Annotated in this window: 14 protein-coding genes, 2 pseudogenes and 1 other annotated feature; of the genes and pseudogenes, 11 read left to right on the plus strand and 5 right to left on the minus strand. The window is 46.9% G+C overall.

From position 1 onward, the window contains the following. Positions 1 to 13: 13 nt before the first annotated feature. From wecB to cydC, 7 genes and pseudogenes are all read left to right on the plus strand, one after another. Positions 14 to 1,119: pseudogene (gene wecB / locus KZE55_RS02460) on the plus strand (non-hydrolyzing UDP-N-acetylglucosamine 2-epimerase). 60 nt (positions 1,120 to 1,179) lie between these two features. Then, positions 1,180 to 1,297 (plus strand) — a sequence feature (ribosomal protein L10 leader region). Positions 1,298 to 1,328: 31 nt separating this feature from the next. Next, positions 1,329 to 1,829: a 50S ribosomal protein L10 gene (gene rplJ, locus KZE55_RS02465; protein WP_222258989.1), complete on the plus strand. Its 501-nt coding sequence runs from the start codon at positions 1,329 to 1,331 to the stop codon at positions 1,827 to 1,829. A gap of 62 nt (positions 1,830 to 1,891) precedes the next feature. Beyond that, entirely contained in the window at positions 1,892 to 2,257 is a 366-nt protein-coding gene (rplL, locus tag KZE55_RS02470; RefSeq protein ID WP_047769204.1) for a 50S ribosomal protein L7/L12, read from the plus strand. A 422-nt stretch (positions 2,258 to 2,679) separates the two neighbouring features. Beyond that, positions 2,680 to 4,113 carry a cytochrome ubiquinol oxidase subunit I gene (locus KZE55_RS02475; RefSeq protein WP_222258991.1) on the plus strand — a complete coding sequence of 478 codons (1,434 nt, stop codon included), beginning with the start codon at positions 2,680 to 2,682 and terminating at the stop codon, positions 4,111 to 4,113. Next, positions 4,114 to 5,130, plus strand: a complete 1,017-nt coding sequence (gene cydB / locus KZE55_RS02480; protein ID WP_222258993.1) for a cytochrome d ubiquinol oxidase subunit II — start codon at positions 4,114 to 4,116, stop codon at positions 5,128 to 5,130. Next, positions 5,130 to 6,848, plus strand: coding sequence for a thiol reductant ABC exporter subunit CydD (gene cydD, locus KZE55_RS02485; RefSeq protein ID WP_222258995.1), 1,719 nt, complete (start codon positions 5,130 to 5,132; stop codon positions 6,846 to 6,848). Before cydB ends, cydD begins: the two co-directional genes overlap by 1 nt. Further along, on the plus strand, positions 6,841 to 8,592 hold the full coding sequence (gene cydC / locus KZE55_RS02490) for a thiol reductant ABC exporter subunit CydC (protein ID WP_222258997.1): 1,752 nt from the start codon (positions 6,841 to 6,843) through the stop codon (positions 8,590 to 8,592). Before cydD ends, cydC begins: the two co-directional genes overlap by 8 nt. Positions 8,593 to 8,618: 26 nt before the next feature. Here the strand turns inward: cydC and KZE55_RS02495 are convergent, their stop codons facing one another. Next, on the minus strand, positions 8,619 to 9,605 hold the full coding sequence (locus KZE55_RS02495) for a polyprenyl synthetase family protein (protein WP_222258999.1): 987 nt from the start codon (positions 9,603 to 9,605) through the stop codon (positions 8,619 to 8,621). Positions 9,606 to 9,669: 64 nt separating this feature from the next. Between KZE55_RS02495 and KZE55_RS02500 the strand changes: the two genes are divergently transcribed. The 4 genes and pseudogenes from KZE55_RS02500 to KZE55_RS10220 all read left to right on the plus strand — a co-directional run bounded on the left by KZE55_RS02500 (position 9,670) and on the right by KZE55_RS10220 (position 14,180). Further along, positions 9,670 to 10,572: a prenyltransferase gene (locus KZE55_RS02500; RefSeq protein ID WP_222259001.1), complete on the plus strand. Its 903-nt coding sequence runs from the start codon at positions 9,670 to 9,672 to the stop codon at positions 10,570 to 10,572. 15 nt (positions 10,573 to 10,587) lie between these two features. Further along, positions 10,588 to 11,808: an NAD(P)/FAD-dependent oxidoreductase gene (locus tag KZE55_RS02505; RefSeq protein ID WP_222259003.1), complete on the plus strand. Its 1,221-nt coding sequence runs from the start codon at positions 10,588 to 10,590 to the stop codon at positions 11,806 to 11,808. A gap of 170 nt (positions 11,809 to 11,978) precedes the next feature. Then, positions 11,979 to 13,139: pseudogene (locus KZE55_RS02510) on the plus strand (RNA-guided endonuclease TnpB family protein). Between the two features lie 417 nt (positions 13,140 to 13,556). Next, positions 13,557 to 14,180 (plus strand): metal ABC transporter solute-binding protein, Zn/Mn family, encoded by a 624-nt coding sequence (locus KZE55_RS10220; protein ID WP_261313290.1) that lies wholly within the window; start codon positions 13,557 to 13,559, stop codon positions 14,178 to 14,180. A gap of 291 nt (positions 14,181 to 14,471) precedes the next feature. On the opposite strand, the gene pgtP is transcribed toward KZE55_RS10220, so the two are convergent. From pgtP to nrdF, 4 genes are all read right to left on the minus strand, one after another. Beyond that, on the minus strand, positions 14,472 to 15,782 hold the full coding sequence (gene pgtP / locus KZE55_RS02520; protein WP_222259005.1) for a phosphoglycerate transporter protein PgtP: 1,311 nt from the start codon (positions 15,780 to 15,782) through the stop codon (positions 14,472 to 14,474). Between the two features lie 127 nt (positions 15,783 to 15,909). Beyond that, entirely contained in the window at positions 15,910 to 16,281 is a 372-nt protein-coding gene (gene mscL / locus KZE55_RS02525) for a large-conductance mechanosensitive channel protein MscL (protein ID WP_222259007.1), read from the minus strand. Between the two features lie 322 nt (positions 16,282 to 16,603). Further along, a complete protein-coding gene (gene adhE, locus KZE55_RS02530; RefSeq protein ID WP_261313291.1) occupies positions 16,604 to 19,243 on the minus strand; it encodes a bifunctional acetaldehyde-CoA/alcohol dehydrogenase in 2,640 nt (879 codons plus the stop codon). Between the two features lie 290 nt (positions 19,244 to 19,533). Next, a complete protein-coding gene (gene nrdF, locus KZE55_RS02535; RefSeq protein ID WP_222259009.1) occupies positions 19,534 to 20,553 on the minus strand; it encodes a class 1b ribonucleoside-diphosphate reductase subunit beta in 1,020 nt (339 codons plus the stop codon). Positions 20,554 to 20,639 lie beyond the last annotated feature (86 nt).

The raw sequence follows: 20,639 nt of genomic DNA on the forward strand, positions 1-20,639 counted from the left end.
AGGGGAAAAAGTAATGAAGCGGATAAAGGTTATGGCTGTTTTTGGAACCCGACCTGAAGGAATAAAAATGGGGCCAGTTATTCGAAAGTTAATTGCTGATAACCGCTTTACGCCAGTCATAGTATCAACTGGTCAGCATGCCGAAATGCTTCAACAAGTGTTAGATATTTTCCGTATAAAACCTGATTATAATTTGAAGATTATGAAACCAGGGCAGAATTTGGCACAGATAACCATAGCGACGATGGAGAAGCTAGAACCCATTGTTCGAAAAGAGCAACCGGCAATTATGCTTGTCCATGGAGACACGAGTTCTGCTTACGCTGCTGCACTAACGGCCTTCTATAACCGAGTCGCGATTGGCCATGTCGAGGCGGGCCTACGAACTTGGAATAAATACTCGCCGTACCCGGAAGAAATGAATCGGCAAATGATTGATGACCTTGCAGACCTTTATTTTGCCCCAACCACGACAAGTGCTAAAAATCTTCGTTGCAGTAATCACAAAAAAGGAATCACCATAACCGGTAATACGGCCATTGATGCACTAAAGTACACGATTAACCCCAACAATCGCCTTCCTTTTCTTGAAAAGATTGCTCCTGGTCACCGAATTATTTTATTGACAATGCACCGCCGTGAAAACTGGGGACGGCCGATGAAAGAAACATTTAAAGCCATTAAGGACGTTGTTGATTCCCGTCCTGACTTAGATGTTGTTTATCCCGTTCACTTAAACCCAATTGTTCAAAGGGTCGCTAATGAAGTGTTTGCCGGGGACCCCGGGTTCACCTGATTAAGCCTTTAGACGTTGTCGATTTTCATAATATTATGAGTCGTTCTTTATTGGTGATGAGTGATTCTGGTGGGGTGTAAGAAGAAGTACCTGCTTTGCATAAGCCAGTACTAGTGCTGCGTAATACGACAGAACGGCCTGAGGGAGCCCTTGCGGGGACTCTTAAATTAGTGGGAACTAATTATGCAAACATTGTTAAACAGCTAACGGATTTACTCGATAACAAAGTAGCATACCGGCAAATGAGTACCGCACATAACCCATACGGAGACGGCCATGCCAGCGAAAGAATTCTTTCAGCAATTATCCGGTGGGCGTGCTAGTTTGAATTATTTAGGAAAGTCCTTTACAAGAATTCTAGTGATATGCTATACTACTAAAGTTGATTAAATATGACTCTGCCTAAGACTCAGGTGGCATAAGCCTTAATTCGTACCTGCCGAGGAAGAAATGAAAATTCCTTCTCTATGTCTGCGGTCATAGGGATTTTTTTATAAATCCGATCAAAAATACATTGCAGGAGGTGAAATTCATGAGTGAAGCAGCTATTGCAAAGAAGGCTGAAATCGTTAAGCAAACTGTTGATTTGATTAACGACGCTGAATCAGCCATCGTTGTTGACTACCGTGGTTTGACGGTTGCCGAAGTTACTGACTTACGTAAGCAACTTCGTGACGCCGGGGTTAAGATGTCCGTTATCAAGAACAAGATTCTTGACCGGGCTGTTGAAGGCACTGATTACGAAGATCTACGGAGTACTTTTGTTGGCCCAACTGCTGTTGCCTTCTCTAACGAAGACCCAATTGCCCCAGCTAAGATTCTGAAGAAGTTCGCTGACGACCACGACGCTCTTGAAATCAAGGGTGGCTTCATCGAAAAGTCTGTTAAGACACTCGACGAAATCAACGAATACGCTACGATGCCAAGTCGCGAAGACCTGCTGTCCATGCTTGCATCTGCATTGCAAGACCCAATGCGCAAGATTGCCCGTGCAGTCAAGGCCGTTGCCGACAAGGAAGACGAAGCGGCATAATTACCGTATATTGGTTCAATATCAAATCAAAATTAATTACCTAAATATTGGAGGAAATAAACATGGCTTTTGATAAGGATGCTATCATTGCTTCATTAAAGGAAGCATCAATTTCTGACCTTAACGATCTTGTTAAGGCAATCGAAGACGAATTCGACGTTTCTGCTGCTGCTCCAGTAGCTGCTGCCGGTGCTGCTGGTGGTGACGCTGCTGCTAAGGACAGCTTCACTGTTGAATTGACTGAAGCTGGTCAAGCTAAGGTTAAGGTTATCAAGGCTGTTAAGGACATCACTGGTGTCGGCCTGAAGGATGCTAAGGACCTGGTTGACGGTGCTCCTTCAGCTATCAAGGAAGACGTTAAGGAAGACGAAGCTAACGACATCAAGGAAAAGCTTGAAGCCGCTGGTGCTACTGTTACCCTTAAGTAGTCATTTTATCAATTTAACTAAAAGAGGTTGGCGAGTAATCGTCAGCCTCTTTTGTTGTTTAAAAATACGGCTCTAAACAAGTTATTAACTATCAGCGGGATTAGTGTAGGGGGAATAATGGACCGAATTTAGTAAATAATGATCAGTTGCTAAATGTTACAAAACCGTATTTCGCTTATAGTATGCTATTTAAAAATCATCATTATTTAGGCAGTATCTGACTAATATTAATGCAGAATATTAACATTTCCTAGAGCCAACGTTTAAGAAAAACAGGTTACCCCATCAACAAATAAAGAAGTTCCAATATAAATATTTTAATCTTGCTTGAAAGAAAGCGCTATGAGTTGTACACTTAACATGTAATAAGCAATTATTGTTAAACATGTGATAAGTTATTTGTTTACTGGAGGGGATTAACAATGGATATTGTTAGTTTAGCGCGGTTCCAGTTTGCGATGACGACGGTCTTTCACTTTTTCTTCGTCCCGTTTTCCATCGGGACGGTCTTCGTTGTCGCAGTTATGGAAACAATGTATTACCGCACCAAGAACCCGTCATATAAGAAAATGACTAAGTTCTGGGGTAATATCTTCATGCTAAGTTTTGCTGTTGGGGTCGTAACTGGACTAATTCAAGAATTCCAATTTGGGATGAACTGGTCTGATTATTCACGGTTCATGGGTGATATCTTTGGAGCACCACTGGCTTTCGAAGCATTGCTATCATTCTTTATCGAATCGACCTTCATCGGTCTGTGGGTATTTACCTGGGACCGGGTTAAGAAGGGCCTGCACTTATTTTTCATTTGGATGATCGTCTTTGGGACGGTTACAAGTGCCCTGTGGATTTTGACGGCCAACTCGTTCATGCAACACCCGGTGGGCTTTACAATTCGTAACGGTCGGGCCGAAATGGTTAACTTTGGGGCTCTGCTGTCTAATCCACAACTGCTCTTTGAACTTAGCCACGTTTTAATGGGGGCACTCCTGACAGGTGCAACTATTATTACCGGTTTGACAGCCTTTCAACTGTTGAAAAAGCGGTCACTGTCTGATGAAAATAAAAAAATCTATCATAAGACAATGCGGATTGGTCTCTGGCTAATTCTGATCTTCTCCCTCGGTTCTATCACCGCTGGGGACATGCAGATGCAATACTTGATCAAAGAACAACCAATGAAGTTTGCCGCTACCGAGGCGGTTTACAAGACGACCAAGAGTCCAGCACCATGGACGGTAGTTGGGATTGCTAATCCAAAGACCCACCAGGTCAATGGTAAAGTTGAAATTCCAGTAATGTTGAGTGTGCTCTCCTACCACAAGGCTTCTGGTTCTGTCACCGGGATGGAAGAAGTTAACGCTCAATTAGAAAAGAAGTATGGCACCCACATCGATGGGCAAAAGATGAACTACTATGTTCCAGTTAACACCTTGTTCTGGAGCTTCCGGGTAATGTGTGGTTTTGCTGCATTGCTTACCCTAGTTTCAATTGTCGGTCTGGTAATGACAAGGCACGGCAAGGAGACACTTTACAATCACCGGTGGATGTTATGGATAATGGCCATTCTTACATTCTCACCATTCCTGGCTAACACCGCTGGTTGGTTCATTACCGAATTTGGGCGGGCCCCATGGACAGTTTATGGCCTGTTCACAATTAAGCAGAGTGTTTCGCCAAACGTCTCTGTTGCTTCACTACTGACGTCAAACATCATTTACTTTGTTTTGTTCACCAGCTTAGCAATTGTCCTAATCGCCCTAATCGTTCGCTTCCTGCGTAACGACCCGGTTGAATGGGATGCTGCTCAGGCCGATAAGAAAGCAACTGATCCATTTGCAAAGGGGGCCTTCTAAATGTCATTTCTACAAGCACTATGGTTCTTGTTAATTGGCGTCCTGTTCTCTGGCTTCTTCTTCTTGGATGGATTCGATTACGGAGTCGGGATGGCCGTTGGAACACTCGCCCATGACGAAGGTGAGAAGAGCCAAATCATTAAGACAATTGGCCCGGTTTGGGACGGTAACGAAGTTTGGCTGATTACTGCCGGGGGAGCTATGTTCGCCTCCTTCCCATACTGGTACGCAACCCTCTTTTCTGGCTACTACTTGATTCTTTTGTTTATTCTGGTTGGCCTGATTTTGCGGGGAGTCTCATTCGAATTCCGTGCTAAGAGTGCGGATGAAAAGAAGCCGGTTTGGGACCGGATCATGGCATTCAGCAGTTTCTTAGTACCATTTCTGTTTGGGGTAATGTTTATCTCAATGATTAAAGGAATGCCAATTGACGCTGCTGGTAATGTTCATGCCCACTTCTTTGACTACTTTAACTGGTTCTCAATTGTCGGCGGAATTGCCCTAGCCCTGCTGACTTACCTGCACGGTTTAAACTACATCACCTTAAAGACCAAGGGCCCCGTTTCTGAGCGGGCACAAAACTTTGCCCAGGTCCTTTACTGGGTCCTCTATGTTGGTGAAGTGGTCTTTGCTTTGCTGCTGTTTTTCCAAACTGACTTTATCAAGGTTCACCCCGTTGCAACCTTGCTTTGCCTGGCCCTGATTGTTGGCTTCTCTGTTTGGGCCCACGTTTCGACCTTCAAGAATAAGCAGGGGTACGCATTTGCAGCAAGTGGTCTAACTCTCGTTTCACTGGTTGCCTTAATTTTCTGTGGCCTTTTCCCACGGGTAATGATTTCTTCAATCAGTGCGAAATTTGACCTTGTTATCCAAAGTGCATCTTCATCTAATTACACTTTAATTGTGATGACGATTGCGACAGTTATTCTGGTACCTTGTGTACTGGCTTACACCATTTGGGCATACTGGATCTTCCGGAAACGGATCGAGATGCCTAAAGTTGGGGAGGCTAATTAATGATTGATCGAGAGCTATTTCAACTCGCGGGAGCTAAATCAATCAGTAAAAGGCTTGCGGGACTTGATGTTCTGCAGACCTTTTTAATTATTGGTCAGGCGCTCGCCCTCAGTGCGGTTATTACTCGCTTATGGGCTGGCCACACATTGAACTACCTGCTATTATTGACATTTGCGGCTTGCTTTACCGGTCGCCAGTTGGTGGCCTGGTTAAGTAACCGTTGGCTGGATGACTATGCCGGCAAAACGGCGCAAAGCCTCCGGAAGCGACTTTTGAAGAAGCTGTTTGCAATGGGCCCCGCTCTGGTGCAAAAGCAGGGGACGGGGAGTATGATCACCATGGTTGTGGACGGAATTAGCGAGGTTCGCGAATACGTCAAGCTGACTTTCTCAAAGGTCATGACCATGATGATTGTTCCCGTTTTGGTCCTGATTGCCGCAGCCTTCTTGGATTGGAAGTCCGCCCTTATCTTGTTGATTATGTACCCCCTGATTGTGCTGTTCATGATTATTCTTGGGCACGCCGCTCAGGCCCGGGCGGAAAAGCAGTTTGGTAACTTTCAGAAGCTGTCCAACAACTTCATTGATTCCTTAAGGGGAATTGACACCTTGAAATATCTGGGCCTTAGTAGGCGGTACTCCAAAAGTATTTTCCGTTCTAGTGAACTGTTCCGGGGCCGGACAATGCGGGTCCTCAAGGTGGCAATGCTGTCTACTTTTGCCCTGGACTTCTTTACGACTCTTTCCATTGCCGTAATTGCTGTTTACCTCGGTTTTGGCCTGATTAACGGGACCATCAACCTGTTTCCCGCTTTAGCGGTCCTGATTTTAGCGCCTGAATACTTTCTCCCGATTCGTAACTTTGCGGGGGACTTTCACGCCACTCTAAACGGTAAGAACGCCTTTAAAAAGATTCACCAGCTGATCACGACTCCCGCTGAAAAGACGGTCGACCTGCCCCTTCATCCCTGGGCGGCTAAGGACCAGTTGACGGTTGACAATTTACAATTCCGCTATCCTAACGGAACAACGATCAAGCCTTTCAACCTGGCAATTCAGGGTTACCAGAAGGTGGGGATCATTGGGATGAGTGGAGCCGGTAAGACGACCTTGATTAACCTCCTCAGTGGTTTCTTGACGCCAACAGGGGGGACAGTGACGGTTCAGGGACAGGCAGCCTCAACGCTAGATATCCCGGAGTGGAAGCAGCAACTCCTCTACATTCCCCAGAACCCGTATGTCTTTACGGCCACCCTGCGGGATAACATCGCTTTTTACACACCGGACGTTAGTGACGATGCGGTCCGCCAAGCTATCCACGTTGTCGGCTTGGATGACCTCTTAGCCGACCTACCAGAAGGAATTGACACCGTGATTGGCAACGGCAAACGGGTGCTTTCTGGGGGACAGGCGCAGCGGATTGCCCTCGCCCGGGCCTTTCTGGATAAAAAACGGCGGGTGATGATTTTTGATGAGCCGACCGCCCACCTAGATATTGAGACCGAGATGGACTTGAAAAAGCGGATGCTTCCGCTGATGGAACACCGGTTAGTCTTCTTTGCGACCCACCGCCTACACTGGATGAAGCAGATGGACTACATCCTAGTGATGAACCATGGCGAGTTGGTGGAGCAGGGGACCTTTGCCCAGCTCCAGGAGAAGAAAGGTTACTTTACCCGGCTAATGAACGAAATGCAAGGTGAAAAGGAAAATGTTTAAAAAAGTACCACTTTTAAGGGCCCTCAAGCACGACCGGTGGGTGCGACCGTACCTGCACCGCTACCGCAAGACGCTTACCCTGGCAATTTCTTTAGGAATTGTCACCTTCGTCTGTGGTGGGGGACTGATGTTTTGTGCTGGCTTTTTGATTAGTAAGTCGGCGACCCACCCAGAAAATATCCTTCTCGTCTACGTGCCAATTGTTCTGACCCGGGCGTTCGGGATTGCCCGCCCTGCTTTTCGCTATGTTGAACGGCTGGTCAGCCATAACTGGGTTCTCAAGATGACCTCGCGCCTTCGTCAGAAGCTTTATGACAGCCTGGAAGAGGACGCCACCATCTTTAACAGCAAGTACCAGTTAGGTGATATCTTGGGACTGTTATCCGATGACGTCCACCATATCCAAAACCTCTACCTCCGGACGATTTTCCCAATGCTGGTCGCCTGGGGTCTGTTTACCATCATCGTCATCGCCTTGGGGATTCTTTCTCCCTTAATGGGGTTGTGGATGCTCCTGGTATTTGCCCTGATGATAGTTGCCATCCCCCTGTGGTCGGTCCTGGTGAACGGGGCCCGGCAGGAATACGAAAAGCAGGTCAAGGATGACCTCTACGTCAACCTTACTGATAACGTCTTGGGGGTTGGTGACTGGGTCCTTGCTGGTCGGGGTAAGGAATACTTACAGCTTCATGACGAAAACGAACTTCAGGTGCTGGCGGTCGAAAAAGCCATGCACCGCTTTGAACGACTGCGTGACTTTCTCGTGCAGATGCTGGTCCTCTTGATGGCGGTCAGCCTCCTTCTCTGGGGCGCTGCCCGCTTTGGGGGCCAACCGGGTGGTCCAGCGAACTGGATTGCGGCCTTTGTCTTGGCAATCTTTCCCCTAATTGATGCGGTTGCCCCCCTCCCGGCGGCAGCCCAGGAGACCAATGTCTACACTAAGTCGCTTGTCCGCTTGAACGGGTTGAACGCTGAGCAACCAGCTGCCACGACGAATGTTCCCCAATTGGCTGAGCCGTATGAGATTCAGGTCAAAGACCTCCATTACACTTATCCCCACACAAAACGGCCCGTGCTGCGGGGAATTGACCTAACAATCAAGCCGGGTGAGAAATTGGCCATCCTGGGAAAGAGTGGCGCGGGGAAGAGTACCCTCGCGGCGCTTTTGCGGGGTGACCGGGTACCAACCAGCGGTGCCGTAACGCTAAATAGTGTTGCCACCAGCCAGTTTGGTGACCAAATTGCCGACTACATTGGGGTTATCAACCAGCAGCCGTACCTTTTTAACACGACAATTGCAAATAACATCCGCCTTGGTAACGAAGATGCCAGTGACGACCAGGTCTGGGAAGTCCTCAAGCGGGTCGGCCTCGCGCCGATGGTTAAGGCCTTGCCCCACGGTATCGAAACTAAGGTTGACGAAGCCGGCCTCCGCTTCTCCGGTGGTGAACGTCACCGGTTAGCCCTTGCTCGAATCTTGCTCAAGGATACCCCCGTGGTTCTTCTTGACGAACCAACCGTTGGGCTGGACCCTATCACAGAACAGGCGGTCATTGATACAATCCTGAACCAGCTGGCGGGAAAGACCTTGATCTGGATTACCCACCACCTCCAAGGGATTGAACGCTTTGATCAGGTTATCTTTATTGAAGATGGTAAACTTGAGATGCACGGTAAGCCGGCCGAATTGTGGACTAACAATGCCCGTTACCGTGAACTAAAAAAAGCCGATCAGGGACTGTAATCCCTAATTGGCTTTTACATTGGCTTTTACATGGTACGCTTGAGCAGTTGAGTTGCCATCTGGTGAAGAAGGCGGCGGGCCCGGTTATCGGGAAGCTTGGTGAGGTTCTCAATTGCCTTATTGGTGAACCGGCTGGCTAATTGGCGACTGGCCTTGACCGCGTCCGACGCAATGACAATTTCTTGGACCCTCTGCATATCAGCGAGGGTCATTTGTCTTTTCTTAGCCAGCAGCGGACTTAACTTGGTGGCCGTAGCCGGTTGTTGAAGGGCCATAAGGAGGGGTAAGGAATAGACACCGGTAGCGAGATCTTCAAGAACCGGCTTATTCAGTTCCTGACCGCCAGTGTAGTCAAGAATATCGTCAAGCATTTGAAAGGCGATTCCCAGATTTTGCCCGAATCTTGCAGCAGGTCCGGTCAACCGCTCGTCCCCACCGCCAAAGTGGGCACCTTCCCGGGCGGCCAAGCGGAAGAGGGCGGCGGTTTTACCGTTAACGTTTTTAAGGTAGTCCTTGAGTCCCTGCTGGGTATTGAACCGCTGTCCCATCTGTCCCAGCTCGCCGTTTAAAATTTGGCGCATACTGCGAGCGTTGGTGGTGAGGTAGCTAGACCCCGGCATCGTTTCAATCAGGAGGTCAAAGAAGACCGTGAAGAGCAGGTCACCGGCATAGACGGCGGTGTCCTTCCCAAAGCGGGCCTGAATGCTGACTGCTCCCCGTCTTTTTGGTGAGTCATCGATGATATCATCGTGGATTAGGGTTGCCATATGTAGGACCTCAATTGATGCGGCGACCTTCACTAAGCGGTCATCATGCGCGCCGTTTTGGGGGTTGCAAGCCCGGGCCGTTAACAACAAGAGAGCGGGGCGGAGGTACTTGCCGCCGTTGTCGGCCATCGTTAAAAGGGCTGTTTCTAGGGACGGGTTATCGCAGATAATCCGTTGGTGGATGCAGTCATTGACTGCCTGGAGCTGTGTGCTGATTAGTGGATAATGTTGCCATCTATTTTTCATTGTAATAATTTTCCTTTTAATCAAAAATGCTTTAGTTATAATTATACCGAAAGGATGTGATTTGGTGTCACTAAATGTATTTTTAGAGCTTGTCGAAATTAAGGCCAAGACGGCAAGCGTTGTCCCCTTCCTCTTGGGGATGGGTTTTAGCTTGTATTATTTTCATTCTATCAACTGGCTGTTGGCACTTATTTTCTTTGTAGCGATGTTCCTATTTAACATGGCAGTTGATATGCTTGATAACTACAATGACTACAACCACGCGGTTGACCAACAGAACTACAAACAAAAGACCAACATCATCGGTCGGGAAAACCTATCACCCCACCTGGTATTAGGACTGTTGGTAATCTTCACGGCAACCGCCGCTTTACTTGGTCTCTACCTGGTTTACCTAGCCGGGTGGCCGGTACTGTGGATGGGAATCTTTTGCTTTGCCATCGGGATTCTGTATTCCTCGGGGCCCCATCCCATTTCCAACTTACCATTTGGTGAATTAGCATCGGGCTTTACGATGGGCTTCATGATTGTCCTCTTAAGCGTCTACCTCAATGCTTACCAACAATTTCAGTGGAATTGGGCAACCTTATGGCGGGTCTTCGTCATCGCCCTGCCAGATGAATTATGGATTTCTAACCTTATGTTAGCTAATAACATCTGTGATGCGCAAGAGGATGAGGATAATCACCGTAAAACAATTGTCCATTTCATCGGTAAACGGAATGCTTTGATTGCTTTTAGTGTCAAGAATGTTATCGCCTTCTTAGTGATTGTCGCTTCTCCTTTACTGAAGATTGCCCCATGGACAGTTATTTTATCATTAGTTATTGTACCTTTTACTTATCACCAGAACAAGTTACTTGTTCACAAGCAGATTAAGTGTGAGACCTTTATCTGTGGTGTTAAAATACTTTTAGTCGGATCAGTCGCCCAGCTATTAATGTACTGGGTTGGCATACTTTTGTAGAATGGAGGAGAAATGATGAAAAAGGTAGTTGTATTGGGGGCCGGTTATGCTGGCCTAAAGACAGTCGTTGAGTTACAAAAGAAGTGTCAAGGTGAGGTAGAAATTACCCTAGTTGACGAGAATTCGTACCATTACGAGGCCACTGACTTGCATGAAGTAGCGTCAGGAAACCTCCCGGCCAGCAAGATTACTTTCCCAATTGCGGATGTCTTAAATCCAAAGATGACCACCTTGCTGCTGGACCATGTTGAAAAGGTCAATGAAGCGGAAAAGACGGTTGAGTTAGCGCACCACCAGCCGCTTAAGTATGATTACTGTGTTTTTGCGTTAGGCTTTGTTTCCGAAACCTTTGGTATCAAGGGGGCCGAGGAGAATAGCCTGTCGATGACCAGCGTCAAGGAAGCCGAAGCAATTCATGCCCATATTATTGACCGGATGAAGGATTATCAGCAGAGCCAGGACCCAGCTGACCTGAAGATTGTTATCTGCGGTGCTGGCTTTACGGGAATCGAACTGGCAGGGGCACTGGCTGATGCCCGTCCACGGTTTGCTAAGCTTGCCGGGGTGACCCCTGATAAGGTAACGATTGACATTATCGATGCTTCGAAGCGACTGTTGCCAATGTTTAACGACAACCTAGCTGAATATGGTGTTAACCTGTTGAAGAAGCTTGACATCAATGTTATTACGGAGGCTCTGATTCAAGAAATCAAGCCGGGAACCGTTCTTTATAAGGGGGTCAATGACGAAGACGGGACCCCACTGCACGAAATTCAAGGGAATACCATTATTTGGACGACCGGGGTCAGCGGCAGTCCAGTAGTGGCCGAATCTGGCCTTCAGCAACGGCGGGGTCGGGTAATGGACAGTGGTCACTTGACCGCCCCACAAGACGATGAACTCTACATGGTCGGGGACGTTGCAGCGGTAATGCCGCCAGATGGTAAACGGCCGTACCCAACCACGGCACAGATTGCCTTGTCGATGGCTAATTACGTTGCCAAAGACATTGCTGCCCGTGTAAAGGGAAGCAGCCGGCCGAGCGCTTACACCTACAAGTCACTGGGGACGGTTGCCTCAGTTGGTAACACCCGGGCATTCGGGGAGGTTAGTGGTCATTCCTTTAAGGGTTACCCTGCTTCGGTTCTCAAAAAGATGATCATGAACAAGTCGCTCATGGAATTAGGGGGCTTCAAGGAGCTCTTTGCTAAGGGCCGCTTTGACCTTTACCACTAGAATTGAATGCTTGTTAAGCTAGTAAGAACATCGTCCCCAACGGCGGTGTTCTTTTTTAGTTTTTAATCGAACATATGTTTTGAAATATGATATAATATCCTTAACAGAGAGTGGTGTTCAGTTATTAATTAGCTTTATTGACTGGCCAATGATGAAAGATTGTGGTGAAAATGGCGCAAATTATAAAGGGAATCAAACTTCGTCTATATCCCAATGCCCAGCAGAGGGAACAGTTGTGGCAGATGTTTGGTAACGATCGTTTTGTTTGGAACCAAATGTTGGCAATGGCCAAAGAGCGGTATCAAAATAATCCCGGTAGTCACTTCGTCAATGAATACGGGATGAATTATCTACTGAAGAGGCTCAAACAGGAATACCCATTCCTTAGGGCTAGTGACTCAACCAGTTTCCTCGTGGTTAATCACAAACTTGCCCAAGCCTTTAAGATACTGTTCAAGCATCAGGGTGGCTATCCACGTTTCAAATCACGTCGTTCCACCCGGCAAGCTTATACGGGGCGGTCAGTTTGTCGGGTGCTTGCTAAACGGCGGGTGAGATTACCTAAGCTGGGCAGTATTCGGACCAGTAAAACAACCCGGTTAGCTAATAGCAAGATCAAGTGCTATACGGTTTGCCTTGAGCCCACCGGCCGCTACTATCTGTTACAAGTAGCGGTTGAGGCTCCTGAATCCTTAAGGAAGACGGGAAGAACCGCCGGAATTGATGTTGGCATCGCTAATCTAGCCATTAGTTCTGATGGAATTAAATATGGAACCTTCAATGCTAAATGGGCGGAAAAGCAAGCAACCAAGTGGCAAAGCAAGTATGCCCAACGGAAACATCAGGCGACAGTTGCTGTCTGTCAATGGAACCATAACCACAAAACCATTAAGAAAGAACTAAGTGATTAACAAAACTGGCAACGAGCACAGCAACAAAAGGCCCGTTACCAAGCCAAGGTGGCGAACCAGCGCAAAGATTATTTGCATAAATTAACAACAACTTTGGTTAAGCAATACGACGTAATTGTCATTGAAGATTTGAAAGCCAAAAATCTTCAGAAAAATCATTGCCTAGCTAAATCGATTGCAAATGCCAGTTGGTATCAGTTCCGGACCATGTTGGCGTATAAATGTGCCTGGTATGGCAAGAAATTAGTAACTGTTAAACCAAACTATACCAGCCAAATTTGTAGCCATTGTGGTTACCATAGCGGACCAAAGCCGTTACAAATTCGTGAATGGACTTGCCCAAACTGTGGTACCCATCACGACCGCGATATTAATGCGGCAGTTAATATCTTACATCAAGGATTAAAAGCCGTTGGCTAGGAACTAGCCATGGTAAAAGAGTGGAGTTCTGTAAGTTAGGTACCTTGAATACAGGTATAATATCCTAAATACTACTCCATGTTCCCAGAAGCTTGGTCATTAATGGCAAAGTAGTTTACGTTGGTACTAAGGATTACGACGAGGCAATGGCCCGGCGTTAATTTAACTGATTGATGTAAAGTATCTGTAATAATTAATTTTGTTATAGATGCTTTAATTTTTTATTGCCTTTTTTGTCGTAAATTTAGTGGACACCAATTCTAAACCATATTGACATTAAATCGCCAGCGTGTAAAATTTCAGTTCATTAATCGTAATAATTACGATTAATGAAAGGAGTATTTTATGGGTAAATTACAAAAGATATTTATTAGTATTGCAGTAGTGGCCTGCTTCGTTTGTGGGTGAGGCAATTTAGTGTCTGCTAACAGTGAACGACCAATTTGGGTGGTAACCGGGCTGAACTTTTATGACGAAGTTGCTAAGCAGGTCGCTGGCCAGCATGGTCAAGTAACATCTTTTATTAACAGTTCCTCGGTTAACCCTCATGATTACCAGCCAGGCGCTAAGCAGGCGGAGGAAGTTGCCAAGAGCAATGTTGTAATCGAAAACGGTGCTGGTTATGATAACTGGATGAATAAGCTGGCCAAATCCAGCGGCAACCAGGACTCTAAGGTTGTAAATGTCGGTAAGGTAGTCGGCAAGAAAAATGGTGATAATGAACACTTATGGTATCGGCCGACAACCGTCAAGCAATTAGCAAATGCATTAGCCAGTCAGTATAGTAAGATCGATCCTGACCATGCTAAGGAGTATCGCGCTAATGCGCACCGGTATATTGCTTCCCTTAAGCCCCTAGATCAAGAAATCGCTAAGGATAAGCAGCAAGTTAACCCACAGAAAAAGGAAGTTGCGGTAAGTGAACCAGTTTTCGACTATGCTTTAGAAAGTATGGGATACCAAGTCATGGATAAGCACTTTGAAAAGGCTGTTGAGGACGGTAAAGATCCTTCGCCAAAGGATATTCACCAGTTTCAGTAGGTAATTTGTAAGCATCAGATTGCTTTCTTTGTTGATAATACCCAGGCGAGTGACCGGGTCGTCAAAAATTTAGTTGCCTTGGCAAAGAAAAACGACGTTCCCGTACTAAAGGTGACTGAAACTAAACCCAGTCAGAAGATGATTTATACTAAATGGATGATGAACCAGTACCAGGAGTTGTCAAAAATTCAAAAAGAAATTATGGTACAAATCGAAAATAAAGGAAGCTGGAAAAAATATCGGAGTGCTCCAATGCTTTTTCAGCTTCCTTTTGCCTTAGGTTCATTAACTTTATTTAACGGCTTCTTGTCCGCGAACGTTCCAGGATGTCAAGAAAATCAGGCAGGCGACGATACTGGCAACTAGAATCAGGACAAAGCCCATGTGCCAGCCGGCCATGTCAACGACCCAGCCGAGGACAGCATTGGCGGAGAAGGACCCGAAGAAGTAGCCAAAAAGGCCAGTTAACCCAGCAGCAGTCCCGGCGGCCTTCTTTGGCACCAGGTCAAGGGCTTGTAGGCCGGCTAACATGACTGGACCGTAAATCAAAAAGCCAATTGCCACCAGGGCGGCGTTAATCACTGCTAGACTATTAGCGGACATGTAGACCACGAGGAAGACAGTTACCAGGACCATGTAGCAGAAACTAGCCGGACCCCGCCGACCGTGGAAAACATGGTCAGAAACCCAACCGGCCAGTAGGGTACCGGGAATTCCGGCTAATTCGTACCAGAGGTAGGAAGCGCTAGCGCTACCAAGAGTGATTCCCTTTACCTCGGTCAGGTAGGTTGGTACCCAGTTTTCCACTCCGTAACGGACGAGGTAGACGAAGATATTAGCACAGGCGATGACCCAGACCCACTTATTATTGAGGACGTGCTTGAACAGGAGCTCCTTGGTGGTAAAGTTGTGCTCGTTTAGCTGGTGACTCTTGTTTGGGTAATCATTACGGTACTCCTCAATTGGTGGCAAGCCAACCGATTCGGGACTGTTACGCATCAGGATAAAGGCGATTCCGGCAATTACGATTCCAGCAATGGCGGGGATAATGAAGGCCCCGTTAAAACTTTTGATACCGAGGGAACTTGCCGCAATCAAGACAATCCCCCAGTTGGCCAGGGGTGCCATTAAGCCACCGCCGACATTATGGGCCGTGTTCCAGAGGGCGGTCTTGCCACCCCGCTCGTTGAGGGAAAACCAGTGGACCAAAATCCGGCCACACGGGGGCCAGCCCATCCCCTGAAACCAACCGATGACGAACAAGACGATGAACATGGTCGTGATGTTACTGGTTAGCGCGGGGATGAAACCGAAGGCTAAGTTGGTTAAGGAAACCAGCAGTAGGCCGAGGGGCAAGAAAATTCGGGCATCACTCTTGTCGGAAACAATCCCCATCACGAACTTACTAATTCCGTAAGCGAGGGAGACGGCGGAGAGGGCCAGTCCTAATTGCCCCTTTGAGAAGCCCTCCTTGATTAATCCGGGGATAGCGATTGAAAAGTTGTTTCTTAATAGGTAGTAACCGGCGTAGCCAACGAAAATACCGATAAAGACTTGTAGGCGCAAGCGACGGTAGGAGGCGTCGATTTTACTCTTGTCCATATGAAAATGCTCCTTACTGATAAATTATTCAGCATTAATTGTACTACTGTTTGTAATGGTTAAGAACAAAAAATAAAGGGCTTCCATAAGAAGAAAGCCCTTATCAACCATTAATTCTGGTTAGTAGTCATTCGTTTGCCTGTTTCTTTAACGTCTCCGCAATTTCCCTGAGGTATTGAACTTCGGGACTTAGTGCGGCCGGTTTTTCTTCCTTCTTGTGGAAGTGGTTGATAAATTTAACCAGCAGGAAGACAACGAAGGCGATGATGATAAAGTTAATGACGGCATTTAAAAACAGGCCGTATTTGAACTGAGCGTCGCCAACGGTTAGGACAAAGTTTGAAAGGTCAATTTTCCCGATAAAAAGACCAATCAGGGGGTTAATCAGGTTATTGACCAGGGAATTAACGATGGCAGTAAATGCTGCCCCGACAATGATCCCGACAGCCATGTCAACAACGTTCCCACGGGCAATAAAATCTTTGAATTCCTTGAGCATGATGAGCCTCCTTTTTAACTGTCTTTCGTATTATCATTTTATCAATAGAATCAGGCTAGTGGCTACGGTTAATTAATTAGATTTAATAAATTTTAAGTAATGGAAAGGGAGTGAGACAGAACTAGCTTGCTAGTTCGTTTTTCGACGCGAAGCTAGCCTGTAGGGAACCCCCGCAAGCACAAAGAGGACTCTAGCGTTCGGATTTTCCGAACACTAGAGTCCCTTTGTGTACTGCGCTGTAGCATTTTCAACTATATAGGAGACTTACGTCACAACCCCTTTTTGGATTGGTTGATATTAGGTGAATTGAATAGGTTAAAAACTAGTTGTTATCTTCAACCCCAGTGCCTTCGTAGCAACGTTCAAGGAGTTCTTTGAGCTGGCTAACGAGTGGTTCAACTGGGTTAGTGGTTGTACATTGGTCTTCGTATGCGAGGACAGCAAGCTGGTCAACGACCTTGTCGAATTCCTCACGGGTAACCCCGTTGGCCTTCAGACTCAGGGTAACGCCACATTCATGAGCAACGTCAATGTACTTTTGGGCGTATGCATCTGCTAACTCTTCATCATTCTTGCCTTGGAGGCCGATGAAGCGTGCAATATCAGCGTAGTCCTTCGTTGCGTGGTACGTTTCGTAGTGTGGCCAGAGAGCTAGTTTCTGTGGCCGTTGGGCGTTGAAACGAATAACCTGTGGCATTGCAATGGCAATCAAGAGACCGTGAGGAAGACCAAAGGCACCACCCATCTTGTGGGCCAGGGAGTGGGTAATCCCCAGAAAGGCTTGACCAAACGCCATTCCGGCCATCGTGGAGAAGTCATGCATCTTCCGCCGGGCTAACTTATCACCCTTAACGGACATCGGCAGGTATTCCATTGCCCCCTTGATGGTTTGCAGTGACCAACCACGCGTGTAATCGGTTGCCATTACGGAAACGTAAGATTCGGTGGCGTGGCAAAGAACATCCAAACCGGTGTAGGCAGTTGTCTTAGCCGGAACGGTTTCCACAAATTGGGAGTCAACGATGGCAATGTTTGGCGTTAGTGCGTAATCTGCCAATGGGTACTTAACGTGGGTTTTGGAATCAGTGATAACCGCAAATGGGGTAACTTCGGAACCCGTTCCAGAAGTAGTTGGAATCCCAATCAGCTGGGACTTTTCAGGCTTCTTAATCTGGTAAGCCCGCTTCCGGATGTCAAGGTACTTCTGCATTACACCGTACCAGGAAGTCTCGGGGTGTTCATAGAACATCCACATTGCCTTGGCAGCGTCCATCGGTGACCCCCCACCAAGGGCAATAATGGTGTCCGGCTTGAAGTCATTCATCATGGCAACCCCTTTTTCAACCGTGTGGGTGGATGGGTCTTCTTCAACGTCATCGAAAACTAAGAATGGGGTTTCGTTTTGCCGCAGCCGGAGTTGGTCGATGACCCGTTGAACGTACCCCCGCTTGCTCATACCGGGACCGGTGACGATAAATGCCCGGTTAATGTTTGGAATATCGCGCAATTCTTTTAGCGAATTCCGCTGAAAGTAAACTTTTGGGGGGATCTTGACCCACTGACGGTTTTCACGCCGCTTAGCAATTACCTTGATGTTTAGAAGGTCCCAGTCGGTAACGTTGTGGGAAACTGAGTTACCGCCATAAGAACCAGTCCCCAGGGTCAGTGATGGGGTCATATTGTTGTAAATGTTCCCAATTCCACCGATACCAGATGGTGAGTTGACGATAATCCGGGAAGCCCGCATTTCGAGTCCGTACTTGGTTGCCAGATCATCATCCAGGGTATGAATGGCGGCTGTATGACCTTCACCACCGTAGTGAAGAAGTTGCCGACAGATATCAAAGGCGTTTTCACGAGAGCTTGCCCGGTACATGGTCAGAACGGGGGAGAGCTTTTCGGCAGACAGTGGGTAGTCGTCACCAACGCCATCAATTTCGGCAATTAATACCTTGGTGTTGTCAGGAACATTCTTCAGTCCACACATATCGGCAATGGCATTGGCCGAGCGTCCGGCAATTGGTCCCCGTACTTGGTGACGCTGCGGGTCGATAAAGCCGTCGGAAAAGGTTTGCATTTCGTCTGGCTTAACGAAGTAGCAGTTCCACTTCTTGAATTCTTCCTTAACTTGGTCGTAGATTTCGTCATCAACAACAACTGAGTTTTCTGATGCACAGATCATCCCGTTATCGAAAGTCTTGGATAAGACAATGTCGTAAACGGACCGTTCAATGTTGGCTGACTTTTCAATGTAGGCCGGACCGTTACCAGGGCCAACCCCTAGGGCTGGGTTACCAGAACTGTAGGCGGCCTTGACTAAGCCGGGACCACCAGTAGCCAGGATGGTAGCAATGTTAGGATTTTGCAGTAGGGCATTAGTATTTTCCCGACTGCATCGTGGAATCCATTGAATCATGTCTTTCGGGGCACCGGCCTTTTCAGCGGCCGCCTGAAGGATCTTTGCGGTCTTTACAGATGACTGAAAGGCCTGGGGGTGGAACGAGAAGATGATGGTGTTCCGGGTCTTTGCGGAGATGATGGACTTAAAAATTGTTGTTGAAGTGGGGTTGGTAACAGGAACCACTCCGGCAATAATTCCAAGAGGATCCGCAATGGTGATTGTTTGGTCCTCATCGTTGTCTTCGATAATACCAACGGTGTGGTCATGACGAATGTTGTTCCAAATATATTCACTAGCGTAGATATTCTTAATTGCCTTATCTTCGGCAACACCACGGCCGGTTTCGTTAGCAGCGTCTACAGCGAGGTCCATGTGGTGCTCTTCAGCAGCCAAGGCCATTGCCTGACAGATATTGTCAACTTGTTCCTGGGTGTAGTTACGTAACTGTTCGAAAGCGACTTGACTCTTGCGAACTAAGCCACCAATTAGTTCTTCGGCGGCCTGTTGCTTGTCTTGTTCAGTCTCTTTTTGCTCAATTTGGTGTTTCTTAGAATTTGCCATAATCAAGTTTCTCCTTCATCACTTAATGTTTGTTACCTTTTGAACATGGTTAATAATACAGGATATTCTTAGCCCTTGCAAGGAGATTGTGATAAGGTTAACAATGGTTACGAATGATGAATTCGCTTACAAATATGGCAAATTAAGCCTGAAATAACAGCAAAAAAGATTGGTATAAATTTTAGTCAATTAGTAATTTAGGCAAACGTTTGCACATGTGATACTGATCAGTAATTCACAACGCCTAAAAATAAAAAAGCAACCGGATGATTCCAGTCGCTTTTATAGTATTAATCCCGGGAGTTTTTATCCTTGCCGGCATTGGGGTCCATGATGTGATAATCATCATCGTTCATCGCTTCAACCGCTCCTAAACGGTACCCATTACCCACTTGACTAAAGAAGTCGTGGTTAGAAGTAGAAGTTGAGATTCCGTTCATTACCACGGGGTTAACATCTGCGGCCGTGTCTGGGAAGAGCGGGTCCTGGCCGAGGTTCATCAGGGCCTTGTTGGCATTGTAACGGATAAATACGAGGACGTCATCTGTCCAGCCAATTTGGTCATAGAGCAGGTGGGTGTACTTCTCTTCGTTGTCGTAAAGGTCGTAGAGGAAGTTGTACATCCAGTCCTTCATATCCTGCTGTTGCTTTTCGGTCCGGTCATGGAGACCAAGTTGGAACTTGTAACCAATGTAGGTTCCGTGGACGGATTCATCCCGTAGGATAAGCTTGATAATTTCAGCAACGTTGTTTAGTTCGTTGTGGCCAAGATAGTAAAGCGGGGTGTAGAAACCAGAGTAGAAGAGGAAGGTTTCCAAAAAGACGTTGGCAACCTTCTTCTTCAGCGGGTCCTCCTCGGGATCGAGGTACATGTTGGCAATCTTAGTTGCCTTGTTTTGCAGGTACTCTTCCGAATCAGACCAGTCGAAAATTTCGTTGATTTCATCAGGAGTGTTCAAGGTTGAGAAGATGGTGGAGTAACTCTTGGCGTGGACCGATTCCATGAATTGGATATTGTTCAGCACCGCCGTTTCGTGTGGGGTCCGGACGTCATTCTTTAGTGCGGTCAGTCCTGCTTCGGATTGGACCGTATCAAGCAGGGTCAGTCCCCCAAAGACATGACCAACAGTCCAGCGGTGGTCATCATCTAGTGCCCGCCAGTCGTCCATATCGTTGGAAACGGGGATCCGAGTATCAAGCCAGAACTGCTCTGTCAGCTTCTCCCAGGTTGCCTTGTCAATCATGTCGGAAACTTTATTCCAATTGATTGCCTTATATTTGCTTAATGGTTTAAATTCTTCAAGTTTCATTTAACTAGCCGTTCTCCTTAATCAAGAATATTAATCGCCCTATAATTCGTGTAATAGCAATAAAATTGTAGCAGTCTCTTTATTGA

The sequence above is a fragment of the Limosilactobacillus panis genome (genome assembly GCF_019797825.1).
Classification (GTDB): Bacteria; Bacillota; Bacilli; order Lactobacillales; family Lactobacillaceae; genus Limosilactobacillus; species Limosilactobacillus panis_A.